The organism is Bacillus sp. 2CMS4F, assembly GCF_023161785.1.
Classification (GTDB): domain Bacteria; phylum Bacillota; class Bacilli; order Bacillales; family Bacillaceae; genus Bacillus; species Bacillus halotolerans.
Genome location: NZ_JALNTO010000005.1, coordinates 72,137 through 88,101 on the forward strand (window position 1 = coordinate 72,137; position 15,965 = coordinate 88,101).

The 15,965-nt window shown below is 47.0% G+C and carries 18 protein-coding genes; 15 read left to right on the plus strand and 3 right to left on the minus strand.

Annotation, left to right across the window (positions count from 1 at the left end; genetic code table 11):
• The first annotated feature begins 125 nt into the window (after positions 1–125).
• From MTN95_RS09735 to yunB, 7 genes are all read left to right on the plus strand, one after another.
• A complete protein-coding gene (locus MTN95_RS09735) occupies positions 126–1,469 on the plus strand; it encodes an allantoinase (protein ID WP_248337998.1) in 1,344 nt (447 codons plus the stop codon).
• A gap of 98 nt (positions 1,470–1,567) precedes the next feature.
• Positions 1,568–1,915 (plus strand): YunG family protein, encoded by a 348-nt coding sequence (locus MTN95_RS09740; protein WP_059334803.1) that lies wholly within the window; start codon positions 1,568–1,570, stop codon positions 1,913–1,915.
• Between the two features lie 37 nt (positions 1,916–1,952).
• Positions 1,953–2,801, plus strand: a complete 849-nt coding sequence (locus MTN95_RS09745) for a DUF72 domain-containing protein (protein WP_105954120.1) — start codon at positions 1,953–1,955, stop codon at positions 2,799–2,801.
• A gap of 17 nt (positions 2,802–2,818) precedes the next feature.
• Entirely contained in the window at positions 2,819–3,640 is an 822-nt protein-coding gene (locus tag MTN95_RS09750; protein ID WP_024122737.1) for a sulfite exporter TauE/SafE family protein, read from the plus strand.
• A gap of 20 nt (positions 3,641–3,660) precedes the next feature.
• A complete protein-coding gene (locus MTN95_RS09755) occupies positions 3,661–5,049 on the plus strand; it encodes a bifunctional metallophosphatase/5'-nucleotidase (RefSeq protein WP_248338000.1) in 1,389 nt (462 codons plus the stop codon).
• 64 nt (positions 5,050–5,113) lie between these two features.
• Complete coding sequence (locus tag MTN95_RS09760) at positions 5,114–5,419, plus strand: YunC family protein (protein ID WP_105953819.1); 306 nt, start codon at positions 5,114–5,116, stop codon at positions 5,417–5,419.
• Positions 5,420–5,491: 72 nt separating this feature from the next.
• On the plus strand, positions 5,492–6,259 hold the full coding sequence (yunB, locus tag MTN95_RS09765; protein ID WP_248338003.1) for a sporulation protein YunB: 768 nt from the start codon (positions 5,492–5,494) through the stop codon (positions 6,257–6,259).
• Positions 6,260–6,286: 27 nt separating this feature from the next.
• On the opposite strand, the gene lytH is transcribed toward yunB, so the two are convergent.
• On the minus strand, positions 6,287–7,267 hold the full coding sequence (gene lytH, locus MTN95_RS09770; protein WP_044159001.1) for an L-Ala--D-Glu endopeptidase: 981 nt from the start codon (positions 7,265–7,267) through the stop codon (positions 6,287–6,289).
• Positions 7,268–7,504: 237 nt separating this feature from the next.
• Here lytH and lipA point away from each other — a divergent pair, with 237 nt between their 5' ends.
• Positions 7,505–8,401, plus strand: coding sequence for a lipoyl synthase (gene lipA, locus MTN95_RS09775; protein ID WP_010331747.1), 897 nt, complete (start codon positions 7,505–7,507; stop codon positions 8,399–8,401).
• Between the two features lie 15 nt (positions 8,402–8,416).
• Here the strand turns inward: lipA and MTN95_RS09780 are convergent, their stop codons facing one another.
• Positions 8,417–9,046 carry a YhcN/YlaJ family sporulation lipoprotein gene (locus tag MTN95_RS09780; protein WP_202852983.1) on the minus strand — a complete coding sequence of 210 codons (630 nt, stop codon included), beginning with the start codon at positions 9,044–9,046 and terminating at the stop codon, positions 8,417–8,419.
• A gap of 112 nt (positions 9,047–9,158) precedes the next feature.
• Here MTN95_RS09780 and MTN95_RS09785 point away from each other — a divergent pair, with 112 nt between their 5' ends.
• From MTN95_RS09785 to nucF, 3 genes are read left to right on the plus strand one after another with little or no spacing between them, the layout of a single operon-like run.
• Positions 9,159–9,434, plus strand: a complete 276-nt coding sequence (locus MTN95_RS09785) for a YutD family protein (protein ID WP_003228682.1) — start codon at positions 9,159–9,161, stop codon at positions 9,432–9,434.
• 24 nt (positions 9,435–9,458) lie between these two features.
• Positions 9,459–9,893 carry a DUF86 domain-containing protein gene (locus MTN95_RS09790; RefSeq protein WP_248338005.1) on the plus strand — a complete coding sequence of 145 codons (435 nt, stop codon included), beginning with the start codon at positions 9,459–9,461 and terminating at the stop codon, positions 9,891–9,893.
• A 29-nt stretch (positions 9,894–9,922) separates the two neighbouring features.
• Entirely contained in the window at positions 9,923–10,693 is a 771-nt protein-coding gene (nucF, locus tag MTN95_RS09795; protein ID WP_044158995.1) for a 5' nucleotidase NucF, read from the plus strand.
• Positions 10,694–10,719: 26 nt separating this feature from the next.
• Here nucF and MTN95_RS09800 read toward each other — a convergent pair whose 3' ends face one another.
• Positions 10,720–11,220, minus strand: coding sequence for a phosphatidylglycerophosphatase A family protein (locus MTN95_RS09800; protein ID WP_024122730.1), 501 nt, complete (start codon positions 11,218–11,220; stop codon positions 10,720–10,722).
• Between the two features lie 153 nt (positions 11,221–11,373).
• On the opposite strand from MTN95_RS09800, the gene cotNH reads away from it, so the two are divergent.
• The 4 genes from cotNH to thrB all read left to right on the plus strand — a co-directional run bounded on the left by cotNH (position 11,374) and on the right by thrB (position 15,877).
• Complete coding sequence (cotNH, locus tag MTN95_RS09805) at positions 11,374–12,387, plus strand: spore coat-associated protein CotNH (RefSeq protein ID WP_059292705.1); 1,014 nt, start codon at positions 11,374–11,376, stop codon at positions 12,385–12,387.
• A gap of 204 nt (positions 12,388–12,591) precedes the next feature.
• A complete protein-coding gene (locus tag MTN95_RS09810; RefSeq protein WP_101864117.1) occupies positions 12,592–13,893 on the plus strand; it encodes a homoserine dehydrogenase in 1,302 nt (433 codons plus the stop codon).
• Positions 13,893–14,951 (plus strand): threonine synthase, encoded by a 1,059-nt coding sequence (gene thrC, locus MTN95_RS09815; protein WP_105954119.1) that lies wholly within the window; start codon positions 13,893–13,895, stop codon positions 14,949–14,951. Before MTN95_RS09810 ends, thrC begins: the two co-directional genes overlap by 1 nt.
• Positions 14,948–15,877 (plus strand): homoserine kinase, encoded by a 930-nt coding sequence (gene thrB, locus MTN95_RS09820; RefSeq protein ID WP_105953816.1) that lies wholly within the window; start codon positions 14,948–14,950, stop codon positions 15,875–15,877. Before thrC ends, thrB begins: the two co-directional genes overlap by 4 nt.
• Positions 15,878–15,965: the final 88 nt, after the last annotated feature.

Here is a 15,965-nt window from a genome sequence, read left to right on the forward strand (position 1 = left end):
ATTATTAATTCTAGCTGTTTTGCTGATGTAATACGATCATAGTAACAGTAAAATGTTGAAAATAGACTGATTGTGTTACATAAACTGACATAAAAATTCATCATCCTTACAGGGGAGGGTTCAGTATGGCTTACGATTTAGTAATAAAAGGAGCAAAGGCAGTCACGCCGGATGGTGTTAAAGAAGCTGATATTGCAATGAAAAACGGGACCATTGCCAAGATCGGTTCTGCAATTGAAGCAGAGGGGGCGCCAGTTGTGGAGGCTAGCGGGCAATATGTTTTTCCGGGTGCGGTCGATTGCCATGTTCATTTCAACGAACCGGGCAGAGAGGATTGGGAAGGGTTTGAAACGGGCTCACAGATGATGGCTGCAGGCGGCTGCACCACTTATTTTGATATGCCGCTGAACTGCATTCCATCCACGGTGACGGCTGAAAACCTTCTCGCAAAAGCTGAAATCGGCAGGCGAAAATCGGCGGTGGATTTTGCGTTATGGGGCGGCCTTGTGCCCGGTCATATTGATGACATACATCCGATGGCTGAAGCGGGTGCGATAGGATTTAAAGCATTTTTATCAAAATCAGGCACAGAGGAGTTTCGCTCTGTTGATGAACGGACCTTGCTCAAAGGAATGAAAGAAATTGCGGCCGCAGGAAAAATCCTTGCTCTTCACGCAGAAAGCGATGCGATCACAAGCTTTTTGCAGATGGAATGGGCGAATAAAGGGAAAGTGAATGCGGATGCGTACGCGGCCTCCCGCCCGGAGGAAGCCGAAGCTGAAGCGGTGTATCGCACGATTCAGTATGCGAAAGTGACGGGCTGTCCAGTTCATTTTGTCCATATCAGCACGGCGAAAGCGGTCCGGCTGATCAGAGAGGCGAAACGGGAAGGGCTTGATGTTTCGGTCGAAACATGCCCGCATTATGTTTTGTTCAGCCATGACGATTTACGGGAAAAGGGTTCTGTCGCAAAATGCGCCCCTCCGCTCAGATCGAAGCCATCAAAAGAGGCGTTAATTGATACGCTGATCGCGGGGGATATTGACATGGTGTCCTCGGACCACTCCCCCTGCCGTCCTTCTCTGAAGCGGGAGGATAATATGTTTTTGTCATGGGGCGGAATCAGCGGCGGGCAGTTTACTTTATTGGCCATGCTTGAATTGGCCCTTGAGCGGGATATTCCATTTGAAACCATTGCTGAATGGACAGCGGGGGCACCCGCGAAGCGATTCGGCCTTCAGCAAAAAGGGCGGCTTGAAGAGGGGCGGGACGCGGATCTCGTTCTCGTCAGCATGGAGCCGTACACAGTCACAACAGAAACGATGTTTGCAAAACATAAGCAGAGCATTTATGAAGGACATACTTTCCCCTGCCGCATCTCGGCCACCTACAGCAGAGGACGGAGCGTGTACAGTGATGGGGAGAAAGCAGACAGCGGAATTGAGGGAGCATTGGTCGTTCCTTCGTAAGCCCGGCAGATTGAATTCTGCCGGTTTTTTTATGTCAGTGACTGTAGTTTTTAAAAATCCATCATCGTGGTATCTTTTTAAAAAGGGGGCTTTCGATGATGGAACACATCAAACACATACTAAACCAATCATGGTCGCTGCATACGAGTTCCAAATGGACGAAAGAATGTCCGGCATGCGGCCAATGCGGCGTGACGGCATTGGTGATACAGGAGCAATTCGGAGGCGATATTTTCAAAACAAAGGTCGGTGAGAGCTGGCATTTTTATAACAGCATAAATGGGGCTGTGTATGACTTTACGAGTGAACAGTTTCAGGAGCCTATTGAGTACCAAAATATCCCTTCCTCAAGAGAGGAGGCGTTTTTGGATACCAATGAGGAACAATATCAGCATCTGCGCTCAGCGTTTTTCCGCAATATGAACAGCATTTCCGAGGAAACCTGAAAACGCGTGTGATAAACTGGAAGAGAGGTGAATGAATGTGATTTATATCGGACTGACGGGATGGGGGGATCATGACAGCATTTATCCGCCGAAAACGGCCAGCCAGAAAAAATTGCAGGCCTATTCCTCCCATTTTCCGATCGTGGAATTAGACGCGAGCTTTTACGCGATTCAGCCGGCGCGCAACAATGAAAAGTGGGTGAAGGAAACACCGGAAACCTTCCAATTTATCATTAAAGCGTATCAGGGCATGACGGGGCATCAGCGCGGCGACATTCCGTTTGACTCCAAAGAGGAGATGTTTGATGCTTTTAAGCTGTCCTTAACGCCATATTTACATAGCCATAAGCTCGCCATGGTGCTGTTTCAATTTCCGCCGTGGTTTGACTGCAAGAAAGAAAATGTCGCTTATTTAAGATGGTGCAAAAATCAAATGGGCGATATTCCTTGCGCGCTTGAGTTCAGAAACCGCTCCTGGTTTTCGCCGCCATTTTATGAGCAGACGCTTTCCTTTATGAAAGCGGAAGGCTGGATTCACAGCGTATGTGACGAACCGCAAATCGGCGAGGGAAGCGTCCCGACTGTGTTGCGGGCGACCGATGAAAACAAAACGCTCGTCAGGTTTCACGGACGCAATAAGCAGGGCTGGATGAAGCCCGATGGCGGGAAAAACTGGCGTGAGGTCAGATATTTATACCGCTATAACAAACAGGAGCTGGAAGACTGGAAAAAGCATCTGAACGAATTGCAGCAGCAGTGTAAAGATGTATTTGTCCTGTTCAACAACAATTCCGGCGGAGACGCCGCGGATAACGGCAAGCAGATGCTTGAACTGCTTGATATCGAGTACCCCGGACTTTCTCCGAGACAGCTCGATTTATTTTAGAAAAGAGGTTTTGATTGATGTCGTTTGTGATTTTGATCGTACTGGGATTTATCGCGGGTACGGTAGGAAGTTTGATTGGACTCGGCGGCGGGATTGTCATCGTTCCGGCCATGATGTTTTTAAGCGCGGTGACGCCGTATTTTCAGGATGTGACGCCGCAAGTCGCCATCGGGACTTCGCTTCTGGTCATTATTTTTACGGGTCTTTCCTCAACTTTGGCTTATATTAAATATAAAACGGTTGATTATAAAAGCGGGCTCATTTTCTTTATCGGTTCAGGTCCCGGCAGCATTATTGGGGCTTACGTGTCAAAGCTTTTTAATTCAAACTCGTTTTCCATTTGGTTTGGCATATTTATGATTCTTATTTCATTATCCTTAATGCTGAAAGCGAAGGCGCGGCCGGTAAACAAAGAGCACAGAGGAATAATACGGACTTTTCAGGATGATGCCGGAGAGCCCTATACTTACTCATATCAGGCATCTGTCGGGATTGCCATCGCCTTTGTTGTCGGCTTTTTAGGCGGGCTCTTTGGAATAGGCGGCGGCTCGCTGATGGTTCCGGCCATGATGCTGTTATTTCTGTTCCCGCCAAAGGTTGCGGTGGCAACGTCCATGTTCATTATTTTCCTGTCCTCTATGACAGGATCTGTTTCACATATCATGTCCGGGCATGTGAATTGGCTGTATGCCCTCGCACTTGTGCCCGGCGCTTGGTTCGGCGGAAGGCTTGGCGCCGCCATCAACCGAAAAATGCAGACGAAAACGATCGTCATGATTATGCGGATCGTATTAATTTTGATCGGCTGCCAGCTCATTTATGAAGGCATTTTCAGCTGAACGATTAGGGAGAGAATGGTATGAAAGAGAAGCTCCGCTTATATCACACAAATGATTTGCACAGCCATTTTGAAAATTGGCCCAAAATAACAGATTATATTGAGCAAAAGAGAAAAGAACATCAGTTGCACAGCGAAGAGACGCTCGTTTTTGATATTGGTGATCATATTGATCGTTTTCATTTTGTGACAGAGGCGACATTCGGAAAAACCAATGTAGACCTCTTAAACCGTCTTCAAATTGATGGAGCGGCTATCGGCAATAACGAGGGGATTACGCTTCCTCATGAAGAGCTTGCTTCTTTATATGATCATGCCGAGTTTCCCGTTATCGTCTCTAATCTGTATGACAAAAACGGAAACCGCCCGTCCTGGGCGGTTCCTTACCATATCAAAACATTGAGAAACGGCATGACCATTGCTTTGTTAGGCGTAACGGTGCCGTATTATCCCGTCTATGACAAGCTGGAATGGACTGTTACTGATGCGCTCGAAAGTATAAAAGAAACCATACAGGAAGTGAAAGGACAGGCTGATATCATCGTTCTCCTGTCGCATTTGGGAATTCTTGACGATCAAGCGGTTGCTGAAGCAGTTCCGGAGATTGACGTTATCCTCGAGTCTCATACTCACCATCTGCTTGAAAATGGACAGATGGTCAACGGCGTATTGCTTGCCAGCGCTGAGAAATACGGAAACTATGTCGGCTGTGTAGACATCACGATGGACACTGAAAAGCGAAAAATCATCAGCAAAACAGCGTCTGTTCAAAACATGGCGGAATGGACAGGAGAATCGGCGGAAACCAAAGCATTTCTTGAGGAAAAAGAACGTGAAGCCAAGGAAAAGCTGTCCGTTGCCGTTGCGGAGCTTGCGCAAGATGCTGAAGTCAAGTGGTTTGAAGAATCCGATCTGCCTTTACTTCTGGCATATGCGCTAAAGGAATGGTGCGGAGCCGACATCAGCATGGTGAATTCCGGCGTCATCCTCGGACCGCTTAAAGCCGGCCCGGTGACCAAACTTGACCTGCACCGCATCTGCCCTCACCCCATCAACCCGGTTACTGTCCGCCTGACGGGAGAGGAACTGAAGGAAACGATTGTTCATGCCGCTTCGGAACAGATGGAGCAGCTTCGAATTAAAGGATTGGGCTTCCGGGGAGAAGTAATGGGGAAAATGGTGTACGCGGGTGTCGATGTCGAAACAAAACGGCTGGACGATGGGATGACGCACGTCACCCGGATTACGCTGAACGGAGATGACATAGATAAAAATAAACAATACGCTGTGGCCGTGCTTGACATGTTTACGCTCGGCAGGCTGTTTCCGATCATCCGCGACGCCGAGGTAAAAGAATATTTTATGCCGGAATTTTTGCGGGATCTGCTTGCCTGGAAGCTTGCACAATAAGGAGGTCAGCCCACAACAAGCCGTGCCCTTCATCATAAAGTGATGAAGGAAGGGAGTGGTTGACGTGGTAAATCTGACACCGATTATGATCGAAGGACAGCCTTTTACAGCTGTGACAGTAAAGCTTCCAAAAACAAATTTCATGGCAGTCTCCAATGATCACGGATACATTATGTGCGGCGCGCTTGATGTGGCGCTGCTGAATGAAAAATTAAAGGAGCGTGGAATTGTGGCGGGACGGGCGGTTGGTGTGCGAACAATTGACCAGCTGTTAGACGCCCCTTTAGAATCCGTCACATATGCCGCAGAAGATCTTGGCATTCATACCGGCATGAGCGGCAGAGAAGCGCTTTTAAAAATGGTGAAATAAAATAAATTGGCCTTGGCTATTACTATGTCCCCCCTTACAAGCATACATTGTGATATGTAAGGGGGGATTTTCTTGCCAAGATATCGCGGCCCTCTTCGCAAGAGAGGACCTTTGCCTTTCCGGTACGTGCTGCTGCTGTCACTCGTATTTTTTATCATATCAACAACAGTCAGCCTTTGGATTATCAACGGCTCGATTAAACCGGTATTAATGAGCATCGGTGAAATGGAAACGAAGCGTGTGGCAACAGAGGTGATTCAGGATTCGATTGAGGATTATATGTCTGACAGCGAAAATATGAAAGATATGTTTCAAATGAATTCTGATGAAAACGGAAATTTAACGACAATCGATTTTAATACACAGATTATAAACAGTGTGAAAACAAAGGTGACAAAACAGCTTCAGTCTCATCTGAAAGAGATGGAAACCCACACCGGACACAGCGGCGCCAGTGAAAATATTATGATCAACATCCCATTGGGACAGGTGACAGGAAACAGCCTTCTTGGAAACCTCGGCCCGAAAATCCCGGTCCGGTTCAATTTGATCGGTGACGCCTTTACAGACGTCAAAACAAAAATAAAGCCATACGGCATTAATAACGCACTTATTGATATCAGCATCTTCGTAGAAATTAAAGTGAAGGTCATCATCCCGTTCGCAAGCAAAACAGCCGTGGTCACCAATAATGTTCCTGTATCAATTAAAGCAGTGCAGGGCGAAGTGCCGCAATTTTATAACGGAAGCGGCGGTTCAAGTGTTACGCCTTCTGTCCAGCTTCCAAGCAGCAAAGAAGAAGACAGCCATGATTCAAAAAATGAAAAAAACAGCAAATAAAGCCGCCTTTTCATGAGGCGGCTTTCGTCATTTCTTTTTCTTGTACTCATAGCGCTCCCACGCTCTCAAATGTGGATAAGGATCAAACGACCATTCAGTTTTTCCATTATCCTTATACATGCCATAGTGCAGGTGCGGCGGGAATTTTCCGGCCGTGCCAGGCGGGCCGTATCCTGAGCTGCCCACTGACCCGATCACTTGGCCGGGCTCAACGATCTGCCCTGTTTTAATGCCTTTTGCAAACCCATTGAGGTGGGCGAAATAATGATACGTATTGTTAATATCTCTGATGCCGATTCTCCATCCTCCAAAGCGGTTCCAGCCTTTCATTTCAATGACGCCGTAACAGGTGGATTTAACAGGAAGGCCATAGTGGGCAAAGAGATCTGTTCCTTCATGAATCCGCCTTCCCCCAAAGCCCCGGGCGTCTCCCCACGTGCTGCGGTAACTGTAATCCGTTCTGATCGGAAGCGGAAACGCATGCTCGCCCAAATCAATATGACCGTAAGCCTTAAACAGCTTCATGAACTCGGATATGATTCCCACCGTTTGATCACGGCGGTAATAATTCCAGAGCCCGATGCGGATATTCTCCTCATCTGTGCCGTACGACAGCAGATATTGTGCGAATGTATACAGAATGTCTTCATCATTGCTGACCTCGGCTTTCCCGTCGCCGTCACCGTCCATTCCGATTCCGTCAAACACTTTTATGCTTAACGGCGCATCGTCTTTCGGGTTCGGGTTTTCTGGTCCGCTCCAGATCTCATCCGGTACATAGATGCTGATGATTCCCGTTTTGTCAGGCAGATCCTTTCTGTTGCTCCGCACATTCTCCTCGTATTGATCAACAGCGGCAAGCGCATACCAAGGAATCTGCGTTACAGCCTCGACTTTATGATATAATTCCATCCGTTTGGAAAGCACCGGATCTGAAAGCTCTTTTCCAGACGCATAAGGTTCAAATGCAAACAAAAGGAGAAGAAGGGCAGATAACACAACTTTCACAAAATAATCTCCTTTCAATATTGAATACACATAGTTTGCGGCAACCCGGCGAGAAAATGTCAGTAATCATCTTCCCTTGTCGAGAAATTTTTCCTATGTTAAAGTGTCTAAAGAAAAGACTTTCTTTAGTTAGAAAAACATTATTTTTGTTGCAGAAATGAAAAAACTGCACCTATCTCGTTTTCAGAATGTTTCGTGTCAGAAATTGAGTATATTGGATATTGGAGATGATGGGAATTGGCAAAGAAAGACGAACACCTCAGAAAGCCCGAATGGCTCAAAATTAAATTAAATACAAATGAAAATTATACAGGACTCAAAAAACTCATGCGGGAAAATAATCTGCACACCGTATGTGAAGAAGCAAAATGTCCGAATATTCATGAATGCTGGGCAGTGAGACGTACAGCGACATTTATGATCTTAGGATCTGTTTGTACGAGAGCGTGCCGTTTCTGCGCCGTCAAAACGGGCCTTCCGACTGAACTTGACCTGCAAGAGCCGGAACGCGTAGCAGATTCCGTCGCTCTGATGAATCTGAAACACGCGGTTATCACAGCTGTTGCGCGTGATGACCAAAAAGACGGCGGTGCGGGTATTTTCGCGGAAACTGTCCGTGCAATCCGGAGAAAAAGCCCGTTCACAACGATTGAGGTGCTTCCGTCAGATATGGGCGGAAACTATGATAACTTAAAAACGTTAATGGATACGCGCCCTGACATCCTGAATCACAATATCGAAACGGTTCGCCGCCTGACGCCAAGAGTCCGTGCGCGTGCGACTTACGACCGTTCATTGGAATTTTTGCGCCGCGCGAAAGAAATGCAGCCTGACATCCCGACAAAATCAAGCATCATGATCGGACTCGGTGAAACGAAAGAAGAAATTATCGAAGTGATGGACGACCTCTTGGCAAACAATGTTGATATTATGGCAATCGGCCAATACCTGCAGCCGTCGAAGAAGCACTTAAAAGTCCAAAAATATTATCACCCTGATGAATTTGCAGAATTGAAGGAAATCGCGATGCAAAAAGGCTTCAGCCACTGTGAAGCCGGTCCGCTTGTCCGTTCCTCCTACCATGCGGATGAACAGGTTAACGAAGCATCTAAAAAACGCCAAGCGCAAGCATAATGCCAAAACGCCAGATCATCTGGCGTTTTTGTCATTCCTATTGGTTTCCTTGTCCTGGCGTGTTTCTCCATTGGCATTTTCGTTTTCCGAGACAGGGCTTCCTTGCGGGGAGGTTTTCATTTCTTGTATCGTCCCCGACATGATATCTCTGACATCTCTTGAACTGGAACCGAGATTGCTGTAATTTTTGATGGCCTGCATGTGATTCGGATTGTCGGAAATGTACACATGATAGTAACGTGGAATCACCGAAACCGCCGTTTTTTTCACTTGATCAGCTGTCAGCTCACGGTTTTTCGAATCGGTTTTGTACACGACAAGCGCTTCTTGGTCAGTGACAAGCGCTGCGGCATCTTGAATATGAGGGAGCTGAACCGTTAAGCTTGATATGATGTGAGCGGTTTCTTCACGGTCTGGCGCCGGTGTCTCCTGCTGTTCGGCGTCCAATTGTTCTTTTTGATAGCGGACATAACCAAACTGTTCATTCTCATCATGCCTGTTAAAAGCCTCATCGCGGTCAGATACATGAATGGGTCTGGTTTCATTTTGATGCTGGGCATTCTGCTCAGCGTTATTGAATCCTGCGCCTCCGCATCCGGATAAAAGCCCGGTCATCAGGCAGAGGCTGACAGCAGTTCGTTTCATTTGTAATCCCTCCTCATGTGTAGGGTAGCCAAATCACACGAATTATTCTTTAGCAATTGATGGGGACGGGGCAATGAATTATGATAGGAATGAGTGAAAAAGAGGTGAGATCATGATTCTTATTCAAAATGCCGAATTTGAGCTGGTGCACAATTTCAAAGACGGCTTCAACGAAGAGGCTTTTAAAGCCCGTTATTCCGATATTTTAAATAAATACGATTACATTGTGGGAGACTGGGGATACGGCCAGCTCAGGCTCAAGGGCTTCTTTGACGACCAGAATCAAAAGGCGACCTTTGAAACGAAAATCAGCACATTGGACGAATACATTTACGAATACTGTAATTTCGGCTGTGCGTATTTTGTCTTAAAACGGATCAGAAAATAACCATTACACAAAGGGGATGCTGTCATGTATTTTGTTGACAGAAACAAAATAGAGCATACACTTGGGTTCTACGAGCGTCAGCTGGCGCTGTTTCATTCACAAACAGACTGGGAATCCGAGATCGAGGGGCTCGCGCTTGAACGCATCGGCCACCTGTTAATCGAATGCATTCTCGATACAGGAAATGACATGATTGACGGTTTTATTATGCGGGACCCGGGCAGCTATGATGATATCATGGACATACTGGTTGATGAAAAAGTCGTAACGGAAGAAGAGGGGGCAGAGCTGAAGCAATTGATTGCGTACCGAAAAACATTGGTTCAGCAATATCAGCTCGCTGACAGTGCAGAGCTTTACAAGCTGATCACCGCGCATCTAGCGGTCCTTCAAGTCTTTCCGAAACGAATCAGAAGCTACTTGGAAACAGAGCTGGGCCCTGTTTCCGCGTTTAAATAACGACAGGAAAGCCACAGGAGTGTTTAAAAATGAAAACATATAAAGGATATCTAATTGATTTAGACGGAACGATGTACAACGGCACAGAAAAAATCGAGGAAGCTTGTGAATTTGTGAGAACGCTGAAAGACCGCGGCATTCCTTATCTTTTTGTGACAAACAACTCTTCCCGCACACCGAAGCAGGTGGCGGACAAGCTGGTCTCTTTTGACATTCCGGCAACAGAGGAGCAGGTTTTTACGACAAGCATGGCGACTGCCCAGCATATCGCCCAGCAGAAAAAAGACGCGTCTGTGTATGTGATCGGGGAAGAAGGAATTCGCCAGGCGATTGAAGAAAACGGCCTGACCTTTGCAGAGGAAGATGCGGACTTTGTTGTTGTCGGAATTGACCGCGGGATTACATACGAAAAACTTGCCGTCGGCTGCCTCGCAATCAGAAATGGCGCCCGCTTTATTTCCACAAACGGTGACATTGCCATACCGACTGAAAGAGGCCTTCTGCCGGGCAACGGTTCACTGACCTCCGTGTTAACCGTATCCACAGGCGTGCAGCCGGTATTTATCGGCAAGCCGGAATCCATCATCATGGAGCAGGCGATGCGTGTTCTCGGCACTGACGTATCCGAAACACTTATGGTTGGCGACAACTACGCGACTGACATTATGGCAGGCATTAATGCAGGGATGGATACGCTGCTTGTCCACACAGGCGTAACGAAAAGAGAGCATATGACAGACGATATGGAAAAACCGACTCACGCTATTGATTCTCTGACTGAGTGGATTCAGCATATATAAAAAAGGGCGCCCCAAAAGGGTGCCCTTTATTCTGTATGCCGCGCGCGGTGTGCAAGCCTGCTGGAGGCCGCAGCGGAAATAGCGCCGACAATGTCATCAAGAAATGTATGGCATTCGCCGGTTGATTTATCATTTAAACGGCCGAGGATACCGGGTTTTTCCTTGTCGATGTATCCATAGTTTGTAAACCCGATGGACCCGTAAATATTCACGATGGAAAAAGCCAGAACTTCATCTACTCCATATAGGCTTTCATCTATCTCCAGCATCGTTTGCAGCGGTTCAGACAGTTTTTTCTGCTCAGCAAGAACGTCCAATTCAATGCCCGTTAAAATCGCGTTTTGCACCTCACGCTTTGCGAGGACCCGATTCACATTCAACGTGCATTCATCCATGGTTAAATCCGGATGATATTTTTTCTGCAGAAAAAAGACAAGCTCGGCAATATCAGATACCTCAACGCCGCGCTCCTTCATCCGTTCTCTTGCTTTGGCTTCCATCTGACTGATTTGTTCTTTATCTGACATCAACTTCACCCAATCTTTTTTTACTAGTTTATACAAAACGTACGAGATGTTTACGACTTTTTCTTGCTCCTTCGTCGGATTAAAATATGTATTCATAATTCCGCCTGTGTATGACTACGATGTGATGAGCCCTAATTCAACAGGCAGGTGATCATTGTGAAAGGCACAATAAAAGAAAAATACGGCATTCATATCAGGCAGCTTTCCATGTATCAGCATACGTATCAATGCTTTCAAACACCGAATTCCTTCTTTTTGATTGTTCCCGTTTCCCATTTCTCAGATGAGGAGCTGGCGGAGCTTTATTACATGAGTCAGTATTTACAAGAACAAAGTGACCCATACGTTTCCGTTTTTATCTTTACAAAAGAAGGCGAGCTGACCTTTGAACATGAAGGAAAAACGTACGCCCTGCTGAAGGCGGCTCCTCCTTTTTCAAACCGGGCATTTTCCATAGGGACAGAACTGGCGGAGTTTCATCGAAAGGGCAGAGGATACCCGTACGAAGTGAAGGAGGCCGGAAGAATCGGGCAGTGGAAAGACCTGTGGGGAAAACGCATTGATCAGCTTGAAGCGTTTTGGCAGCGAAAGGTTCATACCCCTCCGCACGAGCCCTTTGATAAAAAAATGATTGAATCGTTTCCATATTATTTAGGACTGTCAGAAAATGCAATTCAATATTTAGTCGATACTGAGCTCGATGACAAACCGCAAGCAGCTGATTCAGGAACAATATGCCATCAGAGGATGGAAAGAAATACGTGGTCTTCTGAATCCCTTATCAGGATTCCGGCTGACTGGGTCTTTGACCACGCTGCACGCGATTTAGCCGAATATATGAGACACACATTTTTGCACCATCGTGATGATTTTAACCGGCAGGGCTTTCGCTTTTTGCAGGAATACGAGCAAATCACACCGCTGTCTTCATTTTCGAAACGTCTTTTGTACAGCCGTCTCCTTTTTCCGCTTCATTATTATGAAATCGTGGAAGGCTACTATATTTCTTCAGAATCGGAAAAGCACTATTATGAAGAGCAGCTCGACTACATTCTCAGCGATTCGGGCTATGAACAATTTCTGAATGCCGCCCAGGAGTTTATGAACATGAGGGCGCAGAACATTTTTGTTCCCCCTGTCAGCTGGCTCGGAAAGGGCGGCTTGTAAGGAAGGAGAAAATCTGACAAAAATAATTAGAAAATAAAGAATCTTGTCATATCAATTGGTTAAGCGTTTACATTCGCAAAATTCAGCAGATTGTTGTCTTGTCAAAACAGAAGTGGGCTTATATAATATTTGTAACTTATATGTCTGTGTTGAGTTAACAATTGTCTCTCTTGAGAGGACAATTCGAAGAAGGGTGGAGTTTTTTTGAAAGCAATTCGTGTAGGGCTTTTAGGCTTAGGTACCGTCGGAAGCGGTGTCGTTAAAATTATTCAAGACCATCAGGATAAGCTGATGCATCAGGTTGGCTGTCCAATTACAATAAAAAAAGTGCTTGTGAAAGATGTAGAGAAAAAAAGAGAAGTAGATTTGCCGAAGGAAGTGCTCACGACAGAAGTATATGATGTGATCGACGATCCAGATGTTGATGTCATCATCGAGGTAATCGGCGGTGTTGAGCAGACAAAACAATATTTGCTTGACGCTTTGAGAACGAAAAAACACGTTGTCACGGCAAACAAAGATTTAATGGCCGTGTACGGTTCTGAACTGCTAGCCGAAGCAAAGGAAAATGGCTGTGATATTTACTTCGAAGCCAGCGTTGCTGGCGGGATTCCAATTCTTCGCACATTAGAGGAAGGCCTCTCATCAGACAGGATTACTAAAATGATGGGAATCGTAAACGGAACAACGAACTTTATCTTAACCAAAATGATTAAAGAGAAAAGCCCTTACGAGGAAGTGCTTAAGGAAGCCCAGGATCTGGGGTTTGCCGAAGCTGACCCGACTTCAGATGTGGAAGGGCTCGACGCCGCACGGAAAATGGCAATATTGGCGCGTCTCGGCTTCTCAATGAACGTCGATCTGGAAGATGTCAAAGTGAAGGGGATCTCCCAGATTACAGACGAGGATATCAGCTTCAGCAAACGTCTCGGCTACACAATGAAGCTGATCGGGATTGCCCAGCGTGACGGCAGCAAAATTGAAGTCAGCGTTCAGCCGACGCTGCTTCCAGACCACCATCCGCTTTCTGCCGTGCATAATGAATATAACGCCGTCTACGTGTATGGCGAAGCTGTCGGAGAGACGATGTTCTATGGCCCGGGAGCGGGAAGCATGCCGACAGCCACATCAGTTGTGTCTGACCTGGTTGCTGTCATGAAAAACATGCGTCTCGGCGTAACCGGCAACAGCTTTGTTGCGCCGCAATATGAGAAAAACATGAAGTCGCCGTCCGATATTTATGCACAGCAATTCTTGAGAATTCACGTGAAGGATGAGGTGGGCTCATTCTCGAAAATCACGTCTGTGTTCTCAGAACGGGGCGTCAGCTTTGAAAAAATTCTTCAGCTGCCGATTAAGGGGCATGATGAGTTAGCAGAAATCGTCATCGTCACACACCACACATCAGAAGCTGATTTCAGTGATATCCTGCAAAACTTAAATGATTTGGAAGTCGTTCAAGAAGTCAAAAGCACATATCGTGTAGAAGGGAACGGTTGGAGCTAATGTGGAAAGGACTTATCCATCAATATAAAGAGTTTTTACCCGTAACGGATCAAACACCGGCGCTTACGTTACATGAAGGCAATACGCCGCTCATTCATTTGCCGAAGCTGTCTGAACAGCTCGGGATTGAGCTCCATGCCAAAACAGAAGGCGTAAACCCTACTGGATCTTTTAAAGACCGCGGGATGGTCATGGCGGTGGCAAAGGCGAAAGAGGAAGGCAACGACACGATTATGTGCGCGTCAACCGGAAATACATCAGCGGCTGCGGCTGCTTATGCAGCCCGCGCCGATATGAAATGTATTGTCATCATCCCGAACGGGAAAATCGCGTTTGGCAAGCTCGCTCAAGCAGTCATGTACGGAGCTGAAATCATTGCGATCGACGGCAACTTTGACGATGCCCTTAAAATTGTCCGTTCAATTTGTGAAAAATCACCGATCGCGCTTGTCAACTCGGTCAACCCTTACCGCATCGAAGGCCAAAAAACAGCTGCCTTTGAAGTATGCGAACAGCTGGGCGAAGCACCGGACGTTTTGGCGATCCCGGTCGGAAACGCGGGAAACATCACAGCGTACTGGAAAGGCTTCAAAGAATATCATGAGAAAAACGGCACTGGCCTTCCGAAAATGCGCGGTTTTGAAGCGGAAGGTGCAGCTGCGATCGTCCGCAACGAAGTTATTGAAAACCCGGAAACAGTGGCAACAGCGATTCGTATCGGAAACCCGGCAAGCTGGGATAAAGCTGTAAAAGCGGCTGAGGAGTCCAATGGGAAAATTGACGAAGTCACTGACGATGAAATTCTTCATGCGTATCAGCTGATTGCCCGTGAAGAAGGCGTGTTTGCAGAACCGGGCTCCTGCGCATCTATTGCAGGTGTGCTGAAACAAGTAAAATCCGGAGAAATTCCGAAAGGCAGCAAGGTTGTGGCTGTGTTAACAGGGAACGGGCTGAAAGACCCGAACACAGCGGTCGACATTTCTGAAATGAAGCCGGTCACCCTGCCGACTGATGAAGACAGCATCCTCGAATACTTAAAAGGAGCGGCCCGTGTATGAACGATGCCGACATGCTGTTCTCTGTCACTGTTCCAGGAAGCACGGCTAACCTAGGCCCCGGCTTTGATTCAGTCGGAATGGCGCTCAGCAGATATTTGAAGCTGACCGTCTTTGAAAGCGATCATTGGTCTTTTGAAGCTGAAACAGAAACAGTCGCCGGAATTCCGGCGGGTACAGATAATATGATCTATCAAGTGGCGAAACGGACGGCAGATATGTACGGAAAAGCAATGCCTCCTGCACATGTGAAAGTGTGGAGCGACATCCCGCTTGCACGCGGTCTTGGCAGCAGTGCTGCGGCCATAGTGGCGGCTATAGAACTGGCAGACGAATTATGCGGTTTACAGCTCTCCGAAGCAGACAAGCTGCATTTAGCCAGCCTTGAAGAAGGACATCCGGACAATGCAGGCGCTTCTCTCGTCGGCGGGCTTGTGATCGGACTGCATGAAGACGACGGGACGCAAATGATCCGCGTGCCGGATGCCGACATTGATGTCGTGGTTGTCATTCCTTTTTACGAGGTGCTGACAAGAGACGCGCGGGACGTGCTCCCGGCAGAGTTTCCATATGCGGACGCTGTAAAAGCCAGCGCCGTCAGCAACATTCTCATCGCGGCGATCATGTCAAAGGATTGGCCGCTTGTCGGAAAAATCATGAAAAAGGATATGTTCCATCAGCCGTATCGGGCGATGCTTGTCCCGGAATTGTCTAAAGTGGAGCATGTTGCCGAGATGAAAGGCGCTTATGGAACTGCCCTCAGCGGAGCGGGGCCGACGATTCTCGTCATGACCGAAAAAGGAAAAGGAGAAGCGCTGAAAGAGCAGCTCGCACTTCATTTCCCGCATTGTGAAGTCGACGCTTTGACCGTTCCGAAAGAGGGAAGTATAATAGAGCGAAATCCTTTCTATCAAGTGAAAAGTGTATAGTTCATTCCAAGCGTTCCTCAGCGTCAGCGGAGGACGCTTTTTTTCTTCCTGATATAAAGGGATTTTTATTTAGAAAAACGAAATACAT